The organism is Bradyrhizobium lablabi (assembly GCF_001440475.1).
Classification (GTDB): Bacteria; Pseudomonadota; Alphaproteobacteria; order Rhizobiales; family Xanthobacteraceae; genus Bradyrhizobium; species Bradyrhizobium lablabi.
Map to the genome: position 1 here is coordinate 23,960 of NZ_LLYB01000135.1, position 18,250 is coordinate 42,209.

The following is an 18,250-nucleotide window of genomic DNA, read 5'->3' on the forward strand; positions in this document are numbered from 1 at the left end:
CGCCCGGTTGCCGTGTGGACGCTCGATCGGCAAGCGGTGCGCGATATTGCAAAGGGCCGCTCGCACCGATGACCCAGCCCGATCTCGACCGTGCCTAGATCGGGAAGATTGCGCATTTATTTTTAGCGACCCTCATTTAATTATCGATTCACGCGCCTCCGAATTAAATGGAATGCGGGAGGCTACCGAAAATGCAGCAATGTCCAAGCTTGGCGGCCGGATGTGAGGAAGCGCGGCGCAACTTATAATGGTTGGAATTATTCCATTCACGGGTACCTCAGTAAGCCCGCCCCCCTTTACGGGTTTTTAATAAATGGTATAAGTCGGGAAAATCTGGCAATTCGGGCCAGCAAATAAAAGCAATTATGAATTTCAGTTATTGGCAGGAGTTGCGCATGGTCAAATCAAATACCTTGGGTGCAATTTGCATTCTCGCTCTGACTGCTGGTCTTTCGCTGCCGGCTCACGCAGATATCGTCATGGTGCCGGCGAGTTCGATCCAGGGCGATAATGTTCTTTTCAACGATGGCACTCAGACCGGCACGACCGTTCTAGGACATACACAGTCGGGCACGATCGTGGAGTTTTCAGGCACGACGTTCGGCGGCGGAACCACGATCACCGCGAACGGCGGACAGGCCCGGATCGAAGGCACAGCGGAGGCGCGCCTCACCAGCCTGAACTGGCACCTTGTAGGTGGCGGCACGTTCAACGACCTGGAGTTCAATATCAATACCGTGCTGAACGGCCGGAACGGCGGCGGCGCAACGTCGGTCAACTTCACGCTTTACGACGACAACCTGGATCCGTTCGCGTTCAACAGTTACTCCCTTGCAAACGGCTCGAACTTCTTTGGCTTTCAGGGCATCAACGGACAGAGCATTTCCTCCATCTATATGACGTTCATTGGAGGGAACGGCGTTCAGGACGTGAGGCAGATAAGGCTTGAGGAGGTGACTGCCGCCGTCCCCGAGCCATCCACATGGGCCATGATGATCCTGGGCTTCGCTGGTGTCGGGTTCATGGTCTACCGCCGCCGCGGGCAAGGCCAGGCACTGCGTCGGGCCTGACGGGCACCGTCCGTAGAAAGTCTGAAGGCCGCCACTTGTGGCGGCCTTTTTTGTGAATGACGGTCCACAAACGTTAAATCGCAGCGAGGCTGTGATGGACAAAGATCGAGATCCCCGCGCGACGGAACTGGCCAATCTGAAGGAGGCTCTCGCAAATTTCGGGCACAAGCTCGATGCCTACGAAGCCCGGATCGGACGCAAGTCAAAAGCGTCTCAGCCGCATTGTCCGACGTCGACCGATCCTCACATTGCGTTCGCCAATGAGGTCGTCGCGGCCATGAAAGACCGGACGGCCGAAGGTCACTGCATGGTCGGCATTCCGGGAAGCCACCCCTCCTAGCGCGATCCGCGCGACTTCCGTCAATCCCGACGGCCCAGCACCTCGGTTCGCTCAGCGGCGTTCGCCTTTCTTTGGCGCGACGCGCACCACGGTTTCGGCTTGCTTCGTTCTCACACCACGCGCTCCACCCGCCGCTAGAACTGCTCCTTTTCGGAAACCAAGTGAGTAAAGTCGTTTCAACGGCCGCAGGCCCTCACACGTTTTTGCGGAATGAATGCGCGACTACACGTTCAAGGAGAAAGCGAAGATCACCGCTGGCGCTGTGGCGGCGCTCGTCATCGTGGTGTGGCTTGTTGTCCTCGCGTTGACGCTGCTATCGACGGGATAGATAAGGCAACTGGCGATATCGCAGGAACTTTGTTCTACTACCAGAACGATCGCAGGAACTTTGTTCTATCCTAGAGAACCCGCTCAGGAACTTTGTTCTTCTCCGGAGAACTACGGGCCGACAGGTACGCAACTCAATGACAGCCAATCTCTCGCGCATCGACGGCGCGCGTGTCCTTGCCGATCTGCACGCACTGCGTGCAATTGGCACGTATAAGTCCGGTGTTCACAAGCCGACGTTCTCGGAGCCGCATCTGCGTTCGCTGGCGTGGCTGGTCGAGCGGCTGCCCGAGGCCGGCCTTGCGGGCGGGATCGACGGCATCGGCAATATCATCAGTACCAGCACGAAAGACGGACCGAAGCTATTGGCGGGCTCGCATCTGGAAAGTCAGAACCATGCGGGCTGGCTCGATGGACCGCTCGGCGTGGTGTACGCGCTCGAAGCCGCCCGCGTCATCAATCGCGATCCTGACATGAAGGGCGCCGTTGAAGTCGCGGCCTGGTGCGACGAGGAAGGGCATTTCGGACACTTCCTTGGCAGCCGGTCCTATGTCGGCGGCGTCACCGAAGCCGATATCGACACCGCGCGCGACCGCAACGAGGGAAAAAGCATGCGCGACGCCCTGCGCGACGCAGGTCTTGCCGGCCGCGCCCGCACGCGCTGCGAACCGGGGCGGCACGTCGGATATCTGGAAGCCCATATCGAACAGGGCGAGACGCTCGAAAGCAGCGGTCTCAATATCGGGATCGTCACGTCCATCGTCGGCATCTGGCAATACCGCATCGCCTTCACCGGCGAACAGAACCACGCCGGCACCACGCGGATGGCGGTTCGCCGCGATGCCGGGCTTGCGCTCGCCAGGTTCTGCGTCGCGATCGACGATCGCTTCCCCGCAGCCTGCGGTCCGCGCACGGTGTGGACCACCGGCCGCATTACGCTCGATCCCGGTGCGCCCAGCATCATCCCGGGAGCGGCGGAGATGCTGTTCCAGATTCGCGACGACGATCCCGCCGTGATCACGCGGCTGGAGGATCTCCTCCGCGGCATGGCTGCCGAGGTCAACGCGCAGGGCCGCTGCGCCGTCGCGGTGGAGCGCATCCGCACCGGCGCGCCCGCGTTGATGGACGCCGCATTCCAGCAGGCCATCGAACAAGCCGGCGCAGCCTTTGCCGGCGGCAAGGCACTCCGTATGCCGAGCGGCGCCGGCCACGACGCACAGGTCCTTGCCACCGTCATGCCGGCGGGCATGCTGTTCGTGCCCTCGATCGGCGGCATCTCGCACCACTGGACCGAGAACACCGCCGACGCCGACATCGTCACGGGCGCCGAGGTGTTTGTCGATGCCTGCCGGCGGCTGTTGGCGCGATGAGGCGGCACGAGAAACGACATGACCGCTGAGACCAAGCCGACCCGTCCGATCAGGGACATTCCACCGGGCGTATGGATTCTCGGATTCGTCTCGATGCTGATGGACGTCTCGTCGGAGATGATCCATGCGCTGCTGCCGATCTACCTGGTCTCGGTGCTCGGCGCATCGATGGTGACGGTCGGCGTCATCGAAGGCATCGCCGAGGCCACCGCCTCGATCACCAAGATATTCTCCGGCGCACTCTCGGACTGGCTCGGCAAGCGCAAATGGCTGGCCGCCATCGGCTATGGCCTCGCGGCCTTCACCAAGCCGGTGTTCCCGCTGGCGCCAACCGTCGGCTGGCTGGTGGCTGCGCGTTTCGTCGACCGGATCGGCAAGGGCATTCGCGGCGCGCCCCGTGACGCGCTGGTGGCGGATCTCTCGCCGCCCGACCTGCGCGGCGCGAGTTTTGGGCTGCGCCAATCGCTCGACACGATCGGCGCCTTCCTCGGCCCCCTGCTCGCCATCGCCCTGATGTGGTGGACGGCAGATAACTTCACGACGGTATTCTGGGTTGCCGTAATCCCCGCCTTCCTGGCGTTTGCGTTGATCGTTTTCGCCGTGCGTGAGCCGGAACGGCCAAAAGCGCTGCGCACCGTGCGCAATCCGATCGGCCTCGCCGAGATCAAGAACCTCGGAACGGCCTATTGGTGGGTGGTGGCGGTCGCGAGCGTGTTCACGCTGGCGCGATTCAGCGAAGCCTTCCTCGTCCTCCGCGCCCAGAATGTCGGGCTGCCGATCATGCTGGTGCCTGCCGTGCTGGTCACCATGAACGTCGTCTATGCCCTCGCCGCCTATCCCGCCGGCGTCATCTCGGACCGCATGAGCCGGACGGCCGTGCTCGCCGGCGGCATTGTGGTGCTGATCGTTGCGGATGTCGTGCTGGCCCTGATGCCCTCGATAGGCGGCGTCGCGCTCGGCGTCGTGCTCTGGGGCCTGCATATGGGACTGACGCAAGGCTTGCTGGCTGCGCTGGTGGCCGATACGGCACCGGCGGAGTTGCGCGGCACGGCTTTCGGATTCTTCAACCTGCTCGGCGGCGTGGCGATGCTCGCCGCCAGCGTCATTGCCGGCGCGCTCTGGGATATCGCTGGACCGCAAGGAACGTTTCTGGCCGGCGCCGCCTTCGCGCTGGTCGCGCTGGCCGGATTGCTGATGGTACGGGGCAAGATCGGCCAACGGACCTATGCCTGAGCGCTGCGCCGGTTTCCTCCGCCAGTTCTTCCTTGGTGACAAGGAGTCGCGTCTAGTTTTCTTGCAAACGGCTGCGTTTACGGCCATTTACGCTCACGTGAGGTAAAGTTCCACAAAATGCTGCTGCTTCAGGCCCTTCCCACATCGATCGGCGTTGCCGCGATCGCGCCGGCGTTGCTGGTGCTATGGCTCGTCATTGCCGCCGACGAGCGCCCCGGCCCGCCCGCGCGGGTATGGCTCGCGTTCGTGCTCGGGGCCGCCAGCATTTCGCTGTTGGGAGTGGCGCGCGCCCCGTTTGCCGCGATCCTTGCGGTGCCGGGAAATCCCTGGATGACGCAGGGCCTGCGTTCCGTTTTCGGCGTCGCCGCGCCGGAAGAAATCGTCAAGGTCCTCGTGATCATTGCCGTGTCGCTGCCGGTGCGCCGGCGGACGTTTGCGGATCCGATGGATACCGTGGTCTACGGCGCGGCCGCCGGCCTCGGCTTCGCGGCTTACGAAAACCTCGCTTACCTGGTGCAGCACGCCGACATGTGGCGTTCGCTGGCGGCCTTGCGGAGCGTGCTGACGGTGCCGTTCCACGGCGCGCTCGGCATCATCGCGGGCGCCTATATCGCGATTGCCCGTGCCGGCACCGCGCTTGGCGCCCATCGCCATCATCGCGACTGGGCGCGGATCTCGAGCTGGTGCCTGGCGCTGTTCGCGCCGGTGGCACTGCACGCCGCCTTCGACTTCCCGCTCCTGACATTGCAGAAACATCCCGATCTCGGCCCCGCCACGCGAATGCTGCTGGGGGCGGCGAGCCTTTTGATCGGCTTCAGCTCGATCGGATTTGCCATCCGCCTGGTTCGGCGCGTCGGCCGCCACCATGCGCCGCGCACCGAAGTTGCGCGTGAGCGGCTCAGCCAGTTGCGGCGGATGTGGGCGCTCTTGCTCGTGGGCAGCGGCGCGGGCTTCGCGGGCGCGGCTTTCGTGCTGACCTCGCTCCATCATTGGTTCGTCAATCCGGATCGCAACGCCTCGCTGCTTCTCATTCCGCTCGGCATGACCTCCATTCTGATAGGCTTGGCATTGTTGCTGGCGACGTCTGCGGTTTATGTGTTCGGCCGCAACCGCATCAGGACGTCCTCGGAAGGATTTTCGTCCGCGCCTGAGCCGGGCTGAATGTCGTCCTGCCGTCATTGATCTCGCGCAAAGATAACGGCGAACAAATTTTACCCGCAGTCGGCGCACGGGCTATATTGGACACTCGATCGGCGCGGCAGGCATCGGGAGTTTCCAGTGACCCTTCCCCAGGACGGCCCTCCAGATCTCGGCAAACGGCAGTCTGAAATGAATGCCGCGGTGAAGGCGCGCTGGATGGCGTTCCTGTTCGAAGGCATCCTGCTTGCCCTGCTCGGCCTGGCCGCGATGATCGTGCCGCCGCTGGCAAGCCTCGCCGTCACCATCTTCCTCGGTTGGATGTTTCTGATCGGCGGCGTTGCCGGACTGTTCGTCACCTACTTGTCGCGGCAGATGCCGGGCTTCTGGTGGTCGCTGTTCTCAGCGGCACTCGCCGTCCTTGCCGGCGGCGTCTTATTGGCGCGGCCCATGCAAGGCATCCTCACGCTCACCATCATAGTGGGCGCGTATTTCCTGGCCGAAGGCGTCGTCACCATCATGTACGCGCTGGAGCACCGCCGCGAATTGTCGGAGCGCTGGTCCTGGCTACTGATGTCGGGCGTAATGGACCTCGTGATCGCGTTCATCATCGTCGCCGGCCTGCCGGATTCGGCGCAATGGGCGATCGGGCTCCTGGTCGGGATCAACCTCGTGCTCGGCGGCGCCTCGATGGTCGGCATGGCGCTCGCGGCACGCAAGGCCTGACGCCGCCGATTATGGGGGTGACAAGCCCGAATGGCTGGGCTATAGAGCCCGCCATGATCACGTTCGCCGCCAGCAACTTTTGGTATTTTAGCTACGACAGCTCGCTGGCGGTGGGAGGATCGCGCTCAATCTGATGAATTGAAGCCAAAAGTCCAAACAGCCGCCAAACCTGGCGGCTTTTTTATTGGCCGGCAGGTTTCCTAACCAGGAGCCACAGCCGTGTTGAGCACCACCGACGACCTTCGAATTCGCGAACTGAAAGAGCTGAGTACGCCGCAGGAGGTGATGGGCGAGATACCCCGCACCTTGACCGCGACGCGCGTCGTGATGGCGGCACGCAACGCCATCCACGCCATCCTGAACGGCACCGATGACCGCCTGCTGGTCGTCGTCGGCCCCTGCTCGGTCCACGATCCCGCCGCGGCCGTCGATTACGCCGAGCGGCTCGCCGCCCTGCGCGAAGCGCTCGCCGACCGCCTCGAGATCGTGATGCGGGTCTATTTCGAGAAGCCGCGCACGACAGTCGGATGGAAGGGACTGATCAACGATCCAAATCTCGACGGCTCCTTCGACATCAACAAGGGCCTGCGCCTTGCCCGCAACGTGCTGTCCGCCGTGAATAATCTCGGTCTGCCGGCCGGGACCGAATTCCTCGACATGACGACGCCGCAGTACATCGCTGACCTGATGGCATGGGCGGCGATCGGCGCGCGCACCACCGAGAGCCAGATCCATCGCGAGCTGGCGTCTGGTCTCTCCTGCCCGGTCGGCTTCAAGAACGGCACCGACGGCAATGTCCGCATCGCGGCGGATGCCGTGAAGTCGGCCTCGCATCCGCACCATTTCATGGCGGTGACCAAGGGCGGACGCTCGGCGATCGCGGCAACGACCGGCAACGAGGACTGCCACATCATCCTGCGCGGCGGTAACAAGCCGAATTACGACCGCGAAAGCGTCGAGGCCGCGTGTCTCGAACTCACTCGTGCCGGCGTCGCGCCGCGGATCATGATCGACACCAGCCACGCCAACAGCTCCAAGAAGCCGGAGAACCAGCCGCTCGTCGTCACCGACATCGCGCAGCAGATCTCGAACGGCGAGCAACGCATCACCGGCGTGATGATCGAGAGCAATCTCGTCGCCGGCCGTCAGGACGTGGTCCCGGGCAAGCCTCTGGTCTACGGTCAGAGCATCACCGACGGCTGCATCGACTGGGAGACGACGGTTTCCGTGCTGAACGTGCTGGCCGATGCGGTAGCGACGCGCCGAAACGCGCAGCCGAGCACGTTTCGGGAAGAGCGTTCGGCTTAATTAGCCGATGATAGCAAAGCAGGGCACGCGATCGGCGTGCCCTGCTCCCGTTTCAATTCGCAGCAAACGACGCGACCGGCCCAACAACAGGCATCCCGCGAGCCCGTCCGCACGATGCCTCATGCGTGTCACGAGCCAAGGCTGGAACGAGGATGCGGGTTCCTGCTGTCGCCTTAGCGATTGTAGACTTAATGCGACCCTTGGGCGAGCGGAGACGACCGATGGAATGCACAATTCGGCCGGCGCGTGAGGATGACGCCGACGAAATAAGCGCGGTTATTTTACGTACATTGTGCGAAACTAATGCGAAGGACTATGCAAGAGAGATCATCGAGAGGATCGAGCACAGCTTTGGTCCGAGCGCAGTGCTGGAGCTAATCGGCAAGCGCACCGTCTTTGTTGCCGCGATTGGCAGTCGTGTCGTTGGAACAGCAAGCCTCGATGGAAGCGTAGTCCGTACGGTCTTTGTGTCTCCTGACGTTCAGGCCCGGGGTATAGGCAAGCTGCTGATGGCCGAGGTTGAGCGCACGGCACGCGAGAGAAACATCCCTAGGCTGGCTGTCCCTTCTTCACTCAGCGCCGAAACGTTCTACGTGCAGCTCGGGTTCAGGGCCGTGCGCGATAGCTACTATGGTGAAGAGCGCACGATCATCATGGAACGATCATTGGAGGACCGTCCGTAGGTCTGGTTAGAGTCATCTTCGACCGATTCAGCGGGGATTGTCGGCCCGTTGATGTCCGCTTTTCCCCGAAAGCGGCGCCAGCGGAGAGGCCGGATCGGGAGCATTGAGTTTGGTGGGATGCCAGTGGTTCAAACTCCCAAACTGGGGGATCGAATCGTACGCCTATGAACTCGCCGATTGCTGCAGTCTGATCCGGAAGCGTGGACGCCTAAATCCGACACCCCTCCCCTAAACGGCTGATTACGCCAACAAGCCCGCGGCATAGGCTTTGCAAGAATCAACGAGGCTGTGGGGTAGCTCACATGAAGAAATCACGCTTCGAAATATACGTTCCTGCAACGGTTCAGGCCCGTCGCCGGCCCCTTGGCAGTGCGGGCAATTCGAACAACTCTTTCATTATTTTTTGGAGTATTGCGATGATCAATTCGGCCGTTCGATTGTTGTTGGCGGTGGTTCTACTTGCTCCGGTTTCAGCATTTGCGGCCGATCAGGTCCGCGTTCAATTTTGTTGGGCGATGGGAACGTTCGACCACACGATCTACTTCGCCGAAGTCGAGAATCGCGAGGACCGGCAGGCGAGCTTCGACACGCTGCTCGAAATTTCAGGCATCGATCATCACGCCGTGAAATGCACCACGTCGGATTCCGGGACGCATCGTGTGGCGCGAGCGAAATTGATGAAGGATTGGCGGGAGTCCGAATTTGAGATCGTGAACACCACGTTCCTGTCCGATCTCGATTACTAAGAGCGTGGCCTCGTTAACAGCCGGCCGCGAAAGGCGCCCTTCAGAACATCGGCGCCGACATTGCCTCAACTTCTATGGTTTTTGTCGGACGAACGCTCGGCGTGGCCAATGGCCCCATGCGGACATACACCTCGTTCGGCACCCCGTAGTCCCGCAGCACTTGCGAGATCTTGTTGAGACCGCAGGCCTCGCGTTGCACGACGAAGAGCCAGAGCGCATATCCCGCCTGTTCGACGAGGTCATCGCGGATCTTTCGATCGGAATTTGCCGTCCGCGGGCACGCGGCAAGCGCCGCCAGCGCGGCCTCAAGCCGCCGTCCAAGCCGTCCGAACGCTGACGCCCTCTCCTGGGCGAATTCATATTCGAGAGTTGCGCATCCAGAACGAAGTAAATCCAACGTCATATTGGCGCGCTCCGAAACGTGACCTGCCAATTATCTCCATCTTATTGGTCCGCCGGAGGCTCTTCAAGGCAAAGCGCAATTGCGCGAAGGGCCGTAGGACGGATTTCGCTTCAGCGGCTTTTGGACCTAGTACTTCGCAATGATGGGGCCGCCGAAGCGGTAGTTAACCCGGACCGTCGCCATGTCGACCCCCTGCTTGATGTCGTCACTGCGAGTGACTGCGGCGATCGGCCGGAAGCTGATGCTTCTGGTGCCCAGGAACAGGTGATCATATTCGACGGCGACGGACCAATTCGGCGCAAAGCCGACCTCGACGCCAGTGCCAACGGCCCCGCCCCATCGCGTTTCGCTGGCCTGATAGATGACGGAGCCACTGGCGTTGAAATAAGAGGTGTATTTGTCGTCGGCGACCGCCGCGCCACCCTTCACGTACCACAGCACATTATTCCAGGCGTAGCCGACCTGGCCGGTGAAGAGGCCGATGGCGTCGATCTTGGTCTGGTTGGTGTAAGGAATGATAGCCGTCAGGCTCGAGTTGGAGCCCTTCAGATCAGCCCAATCGCCCTGGGCTTCGAGGCCGAACACCCAACTGCCCGCCTGCCAGCGATAGCCAAGCTGACCGCCGACCACGCCGCCGTTTGCGGTGTGACAGCCTTCAGAGTTCGGGTTGACCGGGACGCCCGCCACGTTCGTGATGGTGAAACATTCATGGCTCCAGCCACCACCGCCGTTGAGACCAGCGTAGAAGCCGCTCCAATCATACACCGGCGCGGCAATCGGAGGAGCCTTCGTGTAGGGTCTTGCTGCGAGGTCGGCAGCAGATGCCGGGCCGGCAGCCGAGAGGATCGAGAGAAACCCAAGTCCGGCAATCACCTGACGAAGCATGCTACCCCCAAGACAACGAATGCATCCCTTCTGTCACGAATCCCTTGCATGCGACAGCACGCCTCGTCTTCATGTCCAATATTTCGCTGGAATGTTACCTGATTGCATCAGCGCTGATTGGCCGAAGGCGTAATCCGCCCTGCGCTTCGGCGTGTCGCCGCGTTCGGATCAGAACACGTCGATCGTCGGGAAGCGAGGCTCCCCGGTGATGCAGTCCCAAAGGTAGATCGCAAGCCCGACATCGCCGGTCCAAAGCGTATATCGTCCGCGGCCGACGACGGCATGAGCGCCGCGATACTGGACGATGGCCGTCATCGCGAATTGGCGTGCGCGGTCGAGCCAAACCGGGTCGTTGGTGCGGCGGTGGAGCTTGAGGAATGCGTAGCCATTTCCGCCGGTGCCGTGGCAAAGGCCCGCGCCCTTGGTCAATGGTCCGGCGGCCCAGGCAAAGCGACCGCCATCGACCAGGAGTGCGTCGAATTCAGGGGCAGCAAACGGCGCATCGGCAAATGTCGTCACCATGCCGGGCGCGCCGTGGCAATGCTGACAATAGAGAGGCGGCCTCGCGCGCTTGCTTCTCGCCGCCCAGTTTGTCCCGATTTCCGACGGCCACGCGTTCGCTGCGAGTGTCTGCGGCACAAATTCGGCCACCTGTGCTTGCTGCGCCGGCGTCAACCAACCCCACCCGTGCAGCAACGGAATGACGTTGCCGGCAAAACCGTGAACGGGCCCCAGCCAACGGTCGTTCTCGCCATAGAGATCCTGGGTCCAAAGGTGACCTTGCGGCGTGTCCTCGAGCGCGCCCAACAGCCGCGCCGCCTGCACTTCGAACAGACCGCGCCATCTCGGCTCCTTTGTCATCGCAGCCATATGGATTGCCGCAAGCATGGAGCCGGGCATGCCCCACATGAGCTCCCGGATCGGCAGCTCCATATTTGCTTCTGCGCGCATATGCACGAGATCCGCCAGGCTCGATGTAGGGGCGAGACGGATGGCGAGCAGCGCCGCACCCATGTCGCCCTTGAGCAGCGAACCATGCTTCCCGTAATCGGCAGGCGAATTGTTTTCGAAGGCCAAGCGCGTCCGCTCCAGAAGCCGGGGCAGAACAGGGCGGAAGTCTCGGGCAACGCTAACAGCGCCGATCCGATGCAAATAGTCCAGCGCCCAAATGACACCGGCGGCGCCCGTGTAGAAACTGGGGTTACCGTCTCCCACGCCATCGTCGCTTGGATGACCCGGCCAGAACGTGTCGGAATCGAACTGCGTGATGGCATCGGCCGCAATTTCTTCGATCGCAGCCCGGACGACCAATTCACTCCAGGCGCCCGGTGCGAGCGGACGATGACGACCGAGGGCAATCATGCCTGAGGGTCTCCCGAGCGCGATCCATCTTGTTCAGACGAAAAAAGGATCGCACGAATATCGAAGGCGGCCCAAGGCCGCTCCCACTATCTTCCAATCGTCACGCCGGCGGTTGAGCGCATGGCGTCCCTGAGGCTGGTGGCTTTCATGTCATCGAGCACTTCTCTCGTCAACACGGTGGTTTGCCCGGGAATGTTGAGGATAGGCTCAGCCGCCCGCGGCGACGAAAGGCGATTGGCTTTATACGGCGCTACCGGATCAACATAGGAATTGCGATCGGCTGCCATCGCCCGCGCGGCTTTGTGCTTCAGTCCTGCCACACGCGGGCGTGCCTTGAGCGCGTCGGATCGATGGGAGGCAGTCGATCCCTGAACCGCCAACAGCGCATGGCGCGGCGCGCTGGACGCGACGGCAAATGCTCCGTCGCAGCAGCAGACAGCCGCAACAACCGCGATCGTTCGCAACATTTTGGCGGGCATGCGACCTCCCATCTCACCACAGCCCGGGATGATATATCGGCCGTTACCGGTAGACGACGGCAGATCGGCACACTTGGCGCAGTTGTGATGTGTGTCGGCTTGGGATCCGCGGCTGACGGTTCGCGCTATACCGGCTGCGATGCCAGCAGAGACCGGATGCGATCGGCATCGGAACGCGTGACCGGATTATAGACGATCATGCCGAGGTCGGGTCGGCCATCGACGGCAAATGCGGAATATTCCATCGTGATCGGGCCGAGGATCGGGTGCTTGAGGCGCTTGACGCCCTCGCCGTGCACATTGACGTTATTGTCACGCCAAAGCGCCGCGAATTCGGGGCTGCGCTTGCAAAGCTCCTCCACGAGTTCGCCGACTTCGGAAACGGCGCCGGCGCGCGCCGCATCCGCCCGGAATGCGCCGACCACGAAACGGGTGATGCTGTCCCAATCAACTTGCGCGGCCCTGACGCGCGGGTCGCAGAAGATCAGGCGAAGGATGTTGCGGTCACCCGGAGCGAGCGCGCCGTAATCGGTGAGAACTGCAGCGGCCGCGCGATTCCAGGCGACCACGTCCCAACTGGCGGTCTTGATCAGGGCAGGACTGACCTCGAAGGCATCGAGCAGTCGTTGCAAGCGCGGTGTGACGCCCTCGGTGGCCTTGTAGCGGACCTCCGGCGGACGGCCGAGCCCGAGCAGAAAAAGATGTTCGCGCTCGACGTCGGTCAGCATCAGCGCAGCAGCGATGCGGTTCAACACGTCCGCCGACGGAGCGCCGCCCCGGCCCTGCTCCAGCCATGTATACCAGGTCGGACTGATGCTGGCGCGCTGGGCGACTTCTTCCCGGCGTAAGCCCGGCGTGCGTCTGCGCCCAACTGCGAAACCGAACGCCGCTGGATCGAGCCTGACGCGGCGATCCTTCAAGTAGGTCCCGAGCAGATTGTCGGCCTCGACGGACATTTGCCGATCCTGTTAGCCATTATACCATGATAACATCACTACTTTAACATGATGAATGCTTGGTCGATACCGGTCTCCGAACAAAACATCGGAGACATCCATGCGCGTATTCGTCACCGGCGCGACCGGCTTCGTCGGCTCGGCCATTGTCCGCGAACTGATCAGTTCGGGCCATCACGTCGTGGGGCTCGCCCGCTCCGATACCGGAGCCGCCGCGCTTGCAGACGTGGGCGCCGAGGTTCATCGCGGCTCGCTGGAGGATCTGCAAAGTCTTCGCGACGGCGCGCGCAAGGCCGATGCCGTCATCCACACCGCGTTCAACCACGACTTCTCAAGATATGCAGAAAATTGCGCGGAAGACGGCCGCGCGATCGAGGCGATGGGCGCCGCGCTGGAAGGATCCGCGCGGCCGCTGCTCGTCACCTCAGGATTTGGCGCGCTGGCTCCGGGCCGGACCGCAACCGAGGCAGATCCCCCCGATCCGCATTCCCCGCGCGTCTCAGAGGTGGCGGCTGCTGCGGTAGCGGCACGCGGCGTGCGCGTATCCGCGGTGCGCCTGGCGCGGTCGACCCATGGCAGGGGCGATCATGGTTTCGTCCCGCGCCTGATCAGTATCGCGCGCGAGAACGGCGTCGCAGCCTATATCGGCGACGGGCAGAACCGCTGGCCCGCCGTACATCGGCTTGACGCCGCCCGGCTGTACCGGCTTGCGCTCGAACGGGGCGTCGGGAACGGCACCTATCACGCCGTCGCCGAGGGCGTTCCGTTCAAGGCGATCGCCGAGGTGATCGGCCGCCGGCTCGGCCTGCCGGTCGTCTCGAAAACTCCGGAAGAGGCAGCCGGCTATTTCGGCTGGCTCGCCATGTTCGCCGGCATGGACGTCCCAAGCTCGAGCGAGCGGACGAGGTCAGGGCTGGGATGGAAGCCGGCGCAGCCGGGGCTGATCGCCGACCTCGATCAGGCCCATTATTTCGATGCCTAAGCACAACCAAGTGTCTTGAGCGCCGAACCACGAGCGTGTATCGGCGCAAGCGAAATGCCGGATCGGCCGCCGCGCAGCGCCGAGCCGGTGACGTCCTGCCAGGTGATGAATTGAACTCCCAACCTTCGACGAAGCCCGTGGCTGCATCCAGCTCGTTCGCAGCCATGAAGTCGCGGCCCTACCGTGCGCAGTTCGTGGCTTACGTGCTGGCGATGATGGCCGACAACATCGAGCATGTGATCAGCTACTGGGTGGTGTTCCAGAAATTCCATTCGCCGGCGCTGGCGGGCTTTGCGGTGCTGTCGCACTGGCTGCCCTTCCTGTTCTTCTCCGTCGCCGTGGGCGGGCTGGCCGATCGCTTTGACCCGCGCCGCATCATCCAGTGCGGGATGCTGCTGTTCATCGTGGCGTCCTCCGGATGGGGTGTTTTCTTCATTACCGATACGCTTGAGATGTGGCACGCGATGCTGCTTTTGGTGATCCACGGCTGCGCCGGCGTGCTGTGGCAGACGCCGAACCAGTTGCTGCTCTACGACATCGTAGGCCAAACCGATCTGCCGAGCGCGGTACGGATGAACGCGACGGCGCGCTATCTGGGCATCCTGGTCGGCCCGGCCGTGGGCGGCGTCATCATGCTGACGCTGGGCCCATCGCACGGCATCATTTTCAACACGCTGTTCTATTTGCCGATGCTGCTGTGGCTGTTCTGGGCGCCGGTCCGCGACAAGAGCCTGGCGGTGCGCCGCCTCGCCGTTCGCGGCCTTGCCGACATCGTGCAGACCATCCGCGACATCGGCACGCACCGGGTCCTGACCTTGATGACGCTGCTCGCCGGGTTGACCTCCTTCATGATCGGCAACGCCTACCACGCCCAGATGCCGGGCTTCGCCGGCGAACTTGGGCATGGCGACCCCGGCGTCGCCTACAGCGTGCTGCTGGCCGCCGACGCCGCCGGCGCGCTGCTTGCGGGTATCGTTCTGGAAGCGTGGGGTCGGCTCAAGATTTCCCCGCGGACCGCCATCGTGCTTGCCATTCTCTGGAGCCTGTCCCTGCTCGCGTTCGCTTCCGTCGGGATTTACGCGCTTGCGATCGTATTGCTGTTCGCCGCGGGGTTCTTCGAGCTGTCGTTCAATACGATGGCGCAGGCCCTGGTCCAGATAAATGCCCCGACCGAGATCCGCGGCCGCGTCGTCGGCCTGTTCAACATGGCCGGGCTCGGCATGCGCGCCTTCAGCGGGATCACCGTGGGCCTGCTCGGTGCCGCAATCGGGATACACTGGTCGCTCGGCCTGTCGGCCGCCGTGCTATTGGCTTTCCTGCTCGTCCTGCATCGCCGTGCGGCGAAATACGGCTGAGATCGCGAACGGAGGTCGGCTGCAAGACCAAAGGGGGTTCGCAGCAACCATTGCTTCCGGTTCTCAGGGAGTCTGGCCCTAGCAGCCGCGGCAGATGCTCTTGATCTTGCGGTCGAGCGCTGCGTTTTCCTTGCTCAGGGGATCGTTCGGGTCGCTCAGGTTCTTTTCGCTGGGCACTTCGCCGCGGCGGGGCTGACGGTGCCCGATCGGCGCCTCCGGGATTCCTCCGGCACTCGGGCTGCTGCTCTTTGGCATGGTCGACGTTCCGCCCTGCGCGAACGCCATAGGCATGCCAAGCAGGACCATCAGCGCGACCGACAAGATTGTTCTTTGCATCCTGATTCTCCCGCCTTTTAGATTCATTTATCGTGTCCGCTCCGGCACGTCGATCGTTGCGCAGTTGCGGCGTCCCTGGGCGGCGCAGTCCTGCGCCTTTCGTACGTCGGCCATGGTGCCGAGCAGCCAGATTCCGGCGGCCACCAGCACCACGAAGAAGCCGAGCAGCACCGCATTTTCGATAGCGCGATGGCCGCCCTCCTCTTCCGGCGGCTCCCGCTTCTCCTCGCCGTTCTCCGTCATCGCGAGATCACGGCTTTGGCGGATAGAGATGAACGTCGCCGCAATAGTCGACGATACGATACCGCGTTTCCGAGGATAGTTCAGATTCACTGGAACTTGCATGCGACAAATAATTCGGTCCAATCGGCGCCTTTCCATGGCCGCCGGGAATATCGAGCACATATTCCGGCTGGCACAGGCCTGAGACGCGGCCGCGCAAATGGCGCATCAGTTCCTGGCCTTCGGCGACGGTGGTGCGCAGATGCGCGGTCCCCGGCGCCAGATCGCCGTGATGCAGGTAATAGGGTTTGATCCGATTTTCGACAAAAGCACGCATCAGCGCTTCCAGCGTCGCCGTATCGTCGTTGACACCGCGGAGCAGCACCGTCTGACTCACTAACGGAATTCCGGCGTCGGCAAGCCGGGCGCAGGCGGCGCGGGCCTCGCCCGACAATTCGCGCGGATGATTGGCGTGAACGGCGATCCAGGTCGTGACGCCATCAACTCGTAACGCCCTGATCATGTCGCCATCGACGCGCGCGGGCGCGGCCACCGGCACGCGGGTGTGGATGCGGACAATCTTGACGTGATCGATGGCGGCGAGGTCAGTCATGATCTCGGCCAGCCGCCGCGGCGACAGCATCAAGGGGTCGCCGCCGGTCAGGATGACTTCCCAGATTTCGGTGTGCTGACGAATATAGTCCAATGCGTCGCGATAGGCCGCATCCGACAGCGCCGTTGCCTTGCCTGGCCCGACCATCTCGCGGCGGAAGCAGAAGCGGCAATACACCGCGCAGACGTGCACCAGCTTGAACAGGACGCGATCGGGATAGCGATGAACGATGCCGTTAACCGGAGAATGCGCGTCGTCGCCGATCGGATCGGCATTTTCGCCCGGCGCGGTCACGAGTTCGAGCGCGCTCGGGATGAACTGCCGCGCGATCGGATCGTCCGGATTTTCCGTGTCGATCAGGTTGGCGAGTTCAGGCGTCACGGCAATCGCGTAGCGCGTGGCGACCCGCTCGAGGTCGGCCAGATCAGCCGCCTGCGCCAGCCCGCGCTCGATGAGATCGGCGGGCTGCCGCAGCGTTGCCGACAATTTCGGATCGATCCTGTTCATGTCTCTCCTGAAGGTGGCGTCCACACCACCTGGTCCACCCGCAGCGCGCCGCTCGCCAGCATCACCAAGCGGTCGAAGCCGAGCGCGACGCCGCAGGACGGTGGCATCTCGGCGACGGCGGCGAGAAAATCCTCGTCCAGCGGATAGCGCTCGCCGTAGCGCCGCTGCTTCTCGTCCATCGCTGCGGCGAAACGGCGGCGCTGTTCGTCGGCATCGGTCAGTTCGCCAAACCCATTGGCGAGTTCGACGCCACAGGCATAGACCTCGAAACGTTCGGCGACGCGCGGATCGGCCGCCTTCGTCCGCGCCAGGGCCGCTTCCGGCGCCGGATATTCGAACAACACGGTCAAACGCCCCTGCCCCAGATTGGGTTCGACATGCTCGACCAGCACCTTGCTGAAAATGTCTGACCAGGTGTCGTCATCCGTGATCCGCACCCGCGATTTGGCCGCCGCCGCAAGCGCCGCTCGATCGCCCTCGCCATGGCTGATGGTAGCGAGCAGATCTATTCCGGCAAAGCGTTCGAACGCTGCTGTGACCGTCAGCAGTTCCGGCTCGGCAAACGGATCTGCCGTTCTGCCGCGGAACGAAAACCGGCCGATCCCCGTCGCCTGCGCCGCATGGGCGATCACGACGACGGTGTCGGCCATGATCGCGTCATAGCTTGCGTCGGCGCGGTACCATTCCAGCATGGTGAATTCAGGCAGATGCAGATCGCCGCGCTCGCGATCGCGGAACACGCGCGCGAATTCGAATATCTTGGTCTCACCGGCGGCGAGCAGTTTCTTCGCGGCGAACTCCGGCGACGTCCGCAGATAGCGCGTCGCCCGGGTGCCATCGTTACCGATTATCTCAGTACGAGGCGCATGCAGGTGCGTCTCGTTGCCCGGCGAGACCTGCAGGATGCCGGTCTCCACCTCGCAAAATCCCTGCTCGTCGAACCAGCCGCGCACCGCCCGCGTGATCGCGCTTCGCGCCATCAGGAACGGCTTCCGGTCGGCGTGCCGCGCGGCCGACCACCACGGCGATGGCTGATCGGTCCCAGCCATCAGCAATGAACCCTGTCCAGCCGCCACGCAGCGTTCTCCGCCGGGCCTAAAAAGTCGCTCAAGGAATCGGCAAATACCATTGAAATTGTTCGACTTTCTCTCCGATTCCGCCACGCGGCGGCAACCTCCGGCACTTAATCCATCTTGTCATGGCGAAACCC

19 protein-coding genes are annotated in these 18,250 nt (G+C 62.9%); 11 read left to right on the forward strand and 8 right to left on the reverse strand.

What is annotated here, in order from left to right:
* The first annotated feature begins 395 nt into the window (after positions 1 to 395).
* From CQ14_RS41260 to CQ14_RS41300, 9 genes are all read left to right on the forward strand, one after another.
* Complete coding sequence (locus CQ14_RS41260) at positions 396 to 1,070, forward strand: PEPxxWA-CTERM sorting domain-containing protein (RefSeq protein ID WP_199805747.1); 675 nt, start codon at positions 396 to 398, stop codon at positions 1,068 to 1,070.
* 94 nt (positions 1,071 to 1,164) lie between these two features.
* A complete protein-coding gene (locus CQ14_RS41265) occupies positions 1,165 to 1,410 on the forward strand; it encodes a hypothetical protein (protein ID WP_057863482.1) in 246 nt (81 codons plus the stop codon).
* A 464-nt stretch (positions 1,411 to 1,874) separates the two neighbouring features.
* Positions 1,875 to 3,107, forward strand: coding sequence for a Zn-dependent hydrolase (locus CQ14_RS41270; protein ID WP_057863483.1), 1,233 nt, complete (start codon positions 1,875 to 1,877; stop codon positions 3,105 to 3,107).
* A gap of 18 nt (positions 3,108 to 3,125) precedes the next feature.
* On the forward strand, positions 3,126 to 4,340 hold the full coding sequence (locus CQ14_RS41275; RefSeq protein ID WP_057863484.1) for an MFS transporter: 1,215 nt from the start codon (positions 3,126 to 3,128) through the stop codon (positions 4,338 to 4,340).
* Positions 4,341 to 4,457: 117 nt separating this feature from the next.
* A complete protein-coding gene (locus CQ14_RS41280; protein WP_057863485.1) occupies positions 4,458 to 5,501 on the forward strand; it encodes a PrsW family glutamic-type intramembrane protease in 1,044 nt (347 codons plus the stop codon).
* 117 nt (positions 5,502 to 5,618) lie between these two features.
* The gene (locus CQ14_RS41285; protein ID WP_063800504.1) at positions 5,619 to 6,203 is read left to right on the forward strand and encodes an HdeD family acid-resistance protein; all 585 of its coding nucleotides are present in this window, start codon (positions 5,619 to 5,621) and stop codon (positions 6,201 to 6,203) included.
* Between the two features lie 219 nt (positions 6,204 to 6,422).
* Entirely contained in the window at positions 6,423 to 7,511 is a 1,089-nt protein-coding gene (locus CQ14_RS41290) for a 3-deoxy-7-phosphoheptulonate synthase (RefSeq protein WP_057863487.1), read from the forward strand.
* A 221-nt stretch (positions 7,512 to 7,732) separates the two neighbouring features.
* The gene (locus CQ14_RS41295) at positions 7,733 to 8,194 is read left to right on the forward strand and encodes a GNAT family N-acetyltransferase (RefSeq protein WP_057863528.1); all 462 of its coding nucleotides are present in this window, start codon (positions 7,733 to 7,735) and stop codon (positions 8,192 to 8,194) included.
* Positions 8,195 to 8,496: 302 nt separating this feature from the next.
* The gene (locus CQ14_RS41300) at positions 8,497 to 8,940 is read left to right on the forward strand and encodes a hypothetical protein (protein ID WP_057863488.1); all 444 of its coding nucleotides are present in this window, start codon (positions 8,497 to 8,499) and stop codon (positions 8,938 to 8,940) included.
* Between the two features lie 40 nt (positions 8,941 to 8,980).
* Here CQ14_RS41300 and CQ14_RS41305 read toward each other — a convergent pair whose 3' ends face one another.
* From CQ14_RS41305 to CQ14_RS41325, 4 genes are all read right to left on the reverse strand, one after another.
* Positions 8,981 to 9,343 carry a DUF6665 family protein gene (locus CQ14_RS41305; RefSeq protein WP_057863489.1) on the reverse strand — a complete coding sequence of 121 codons (363 nt, stop codon included), beginning with the start codon at positions 9,341 to 9,343 and terminating at the stop codon, positions 8,981 to 8,983.
* Positions 9,344 to 9,469: 126 nt separating this feature from the next.
* A complete protein-coding gene (locus CQ14_RS41310; RefSeq protein WP_057863490.1) occupies positions 9,470 to 10,228 on the reverse strand; it encodes an outer membrane protein in 759 nt (252 codons plus the stop codon).
* 168 nt (positions 10,229 to 10,396) lie between these two features.
* Complete coding sequence (locus CQ14_RS41315; RefSeq protein ID WP_057863491.1) at positions 10,397 to 11,590, reverse strand: lanthionine synthetase C family protein; 1,194 nt, start codon at positions 11,588 to 11,590, stop codon at positions 10,397 to 10,399.
* Positions 11,591 to 12,194: 604 nt separating this feature from the next.
* The gene (locus CQ14_RS41325; protein ID WP_057863493.1) at positions 12,195 to 13,025 is read right to left on the reverse strand and encodes a helix-turn-helix transcriptional regulator; all 831 of its coding nucleotides are present in this window, start codon (positions 13,023 to 13,025) and stop codon (positions 12,195 to 12,197) included.
* A 100-nt stretch (positions 13,026 to 13,125) separates the two neighbouring features.
* On the opposite strand from CQ14_RS41325, the gene CQ14_RS41330 reads away from it, so the two are divergent.
* Together CQ14_RS41330 and CQ14_RS41335 are read left to right on the forward strand one after the other, a co-directional pair.
* Positions 13,126 to 14,007: an SDR family oxidoreductase gene (locus CQ14_RS41330; RefSeq protein ID WP_057863494.1), complete on the forward strand. Its 882-nt coding sequence runs from the start codon at positions 13,126 to 13,128 to the stop codon at positions 14,005 to 14,007.
* Between the two features lie 137 nt (positions 14,008 to 14,144).
* On the forward strand, positions 14,145 to 15,362 hold the full coding sequence (locus tag CQ14_RS41335) for an MFS transporter (protein WP_156435881.1): 1,218 nt from the start codon (positions 14,145 to 14,147) through the stop codon (positions 15,360 to 15,362).
* Between the two features lie 78 nt (positions 15,363 to 15,440).
* On the opposite strand, the gene CQ14_RS41340 is transcribed toward CQ14_RS41335, so the two are convergent.
* From CQ14_RS41340 to epmA, 4 genes are read right to left on the reverse strand one after another with little or no spacing between them, the layout of a single operon-like run.
* Positions 15,441 to 15,698: a hypothetical protein gene (locus CQ14_RS41340; RefSeq protein WP_057863496.1), complete on the reverse strand. Its 258-nt coding sequence runs from the start codon at positions 15,696 to 15,698 to the stop codon at positions 15,441 to 15,443.
* A 27-nt stretch (positions 15,699 to 15,725) separates the two neighbouring features.
* The gene (locus CQ14_RS41345; protein WP_057863497.1) at positions 15,726 to 15,941 is read right to left on the reverse strand and encodes a hypothetical protein; all 216 of its coding nucleotides are present in this window, start codon (positions 15,939 to 15,941) and stop codon (positions 15,726 to 15,728) included.
* Between the two features lie 7 nt (positions 15,942 to 15,948).
* Positions 15,949 to 17,040 (reverse strand): lysine-2,3-aminomutase-like protein, encoded by a 1,092-nt coding sequence (locus CQ14_RS41350; protein ID WP_057863498.1) that lies wholly within the window; start codon positions 17,038 to 17,040, stop codon positions 15,949 to 15,951.
* Complete coding sequence (epmA, locus tag CQ14_RS41355; protein ID WP_057863499.1) at positions 17,037 to 18,089, reverse strand: EF-P lysine aminoacylase EpmA; 1,053 nt, start codon at positions 18,087 to 18,089, stop codon at positions 17,037 to 17,039. Before epmA ends, CQ14_RS41350 begins: the two co-directional genes overlap by 4 nt.
* Positions 18,090 to 18,250 lie beyond the last annotated feature (161 nt).

Bases quoted from the DNA above. Each gene is read 5' to 3' on its own strand.
- CQ14_RS41260 (WP_199805747.1), top strand. From the start codon at position 396: ATGGTCAAATCAAATACCTTGGGTGCAATTTGCATTCTCGCTCTGACT.
- CQ14_RS41265 (WP_057863482.1), top strand. From the start codon at position 1,165: ATGGACAAAGATCGAGATCCCCGCGCGACGGAACTGGCCAATCTGAAG.
- CQ14_RS41270 (WP_057863483.1), top strand. From the start codon at position 1,875: ATGACAGCCAATCTCTCGCGCATCGACGGCGCGCGTGTCCTTGCCGAT.
- CQ14_RS41275 (WP_057863484.1), top strand. From the start codon at position 3,126: ATGACCGCTGAGACCAAGCCGACCCGTCCGATCAGGGACATTCCACCG.
- CQ14_RS41280 (WP_057863485.1), top strand. From the start codon at position 4,458: ATGCTGCTGCTTCAGGCCCTTCCCACATCGATCGGCGTTGCCGCGATC.
- CQ14_RS41295 (WP_057863528.1), top strand. From the start codon at position 7,733: ATGGAATGCACAATTCGGCCGGCGCGTGAGGATGACGCCGACGAAATA.
- CQ14_RS41300 (WP_057863488.1), top strand. From the start codon at position 8,497: ATGAAGAAATCACGCTTCGAAATATACGTTCCTGCAACGGTTCAGGCC.
- CQ14_RS41305 (WP_057863489.1), bottom strand. From the start codon at position 9,343: ATGACGTTGGATTTACTTCGTTCTGGATGCGCAACTCTCGAATATGAA.
- CQ14_RS41310 (WP_057863490.1), bottom strand. From the start codon at position 10,228: ATGCTTCGTCAGGTGATTGCCGGACTTGGGTTTCTCTCGATCCTCTCG.
- CQ14_RS41315 (WP_057863491.1), bottom strand. From the start codon at position 11,590: ATGATTGCCCTCGGTCGTCATCGTCCGCTCGCACCGGGCGCCTGGAGT.
- CQ14_RS41325 (WP_057863493.1), bottom strand. From the start codon at position 13,025: ATGTCCGTCGAGGCCGACAATCTGCTCGGGACCTACTTGAAGGATCGC.
- CQ14_RS41330 (WP_057863494.1), top strand. From the start codon at position 13,126: ATGCGCGTATTCGTCACCGGCGCGACCGGCTTCGTCGGCTCGGCCATT.
- CQ14_RS41340 (WP_057863496.1), bottom strand. From the start codon at position 15,698: ATGCAAAGAACAATCTTGTCGGTCGCGCTGATGGTCCTGCTTGGCATG.
- CQ14_RS41345 (WP_057863497.1), bottom strand. From the start codon at position 15,941: ATGACGGAGAACGGCGAGGAGAAGCGGGAGCCGCCGGAAGAGGAGGGC.
- CQ14_RS41350 (WP_057863498.1), bottom strand. From the start codon at position 17,040: ATGAACAGGATCGATCCGAAATTGTCGGCAACGCTGCGGCAGCCCGCC.
- epmA (WP_057863499.1), bottom strand. From the start codon at position 18,089: ATGGCTGGGACCGATCAGCCATCGCCGTGGTGGTCGGCCGCGCGGCAC.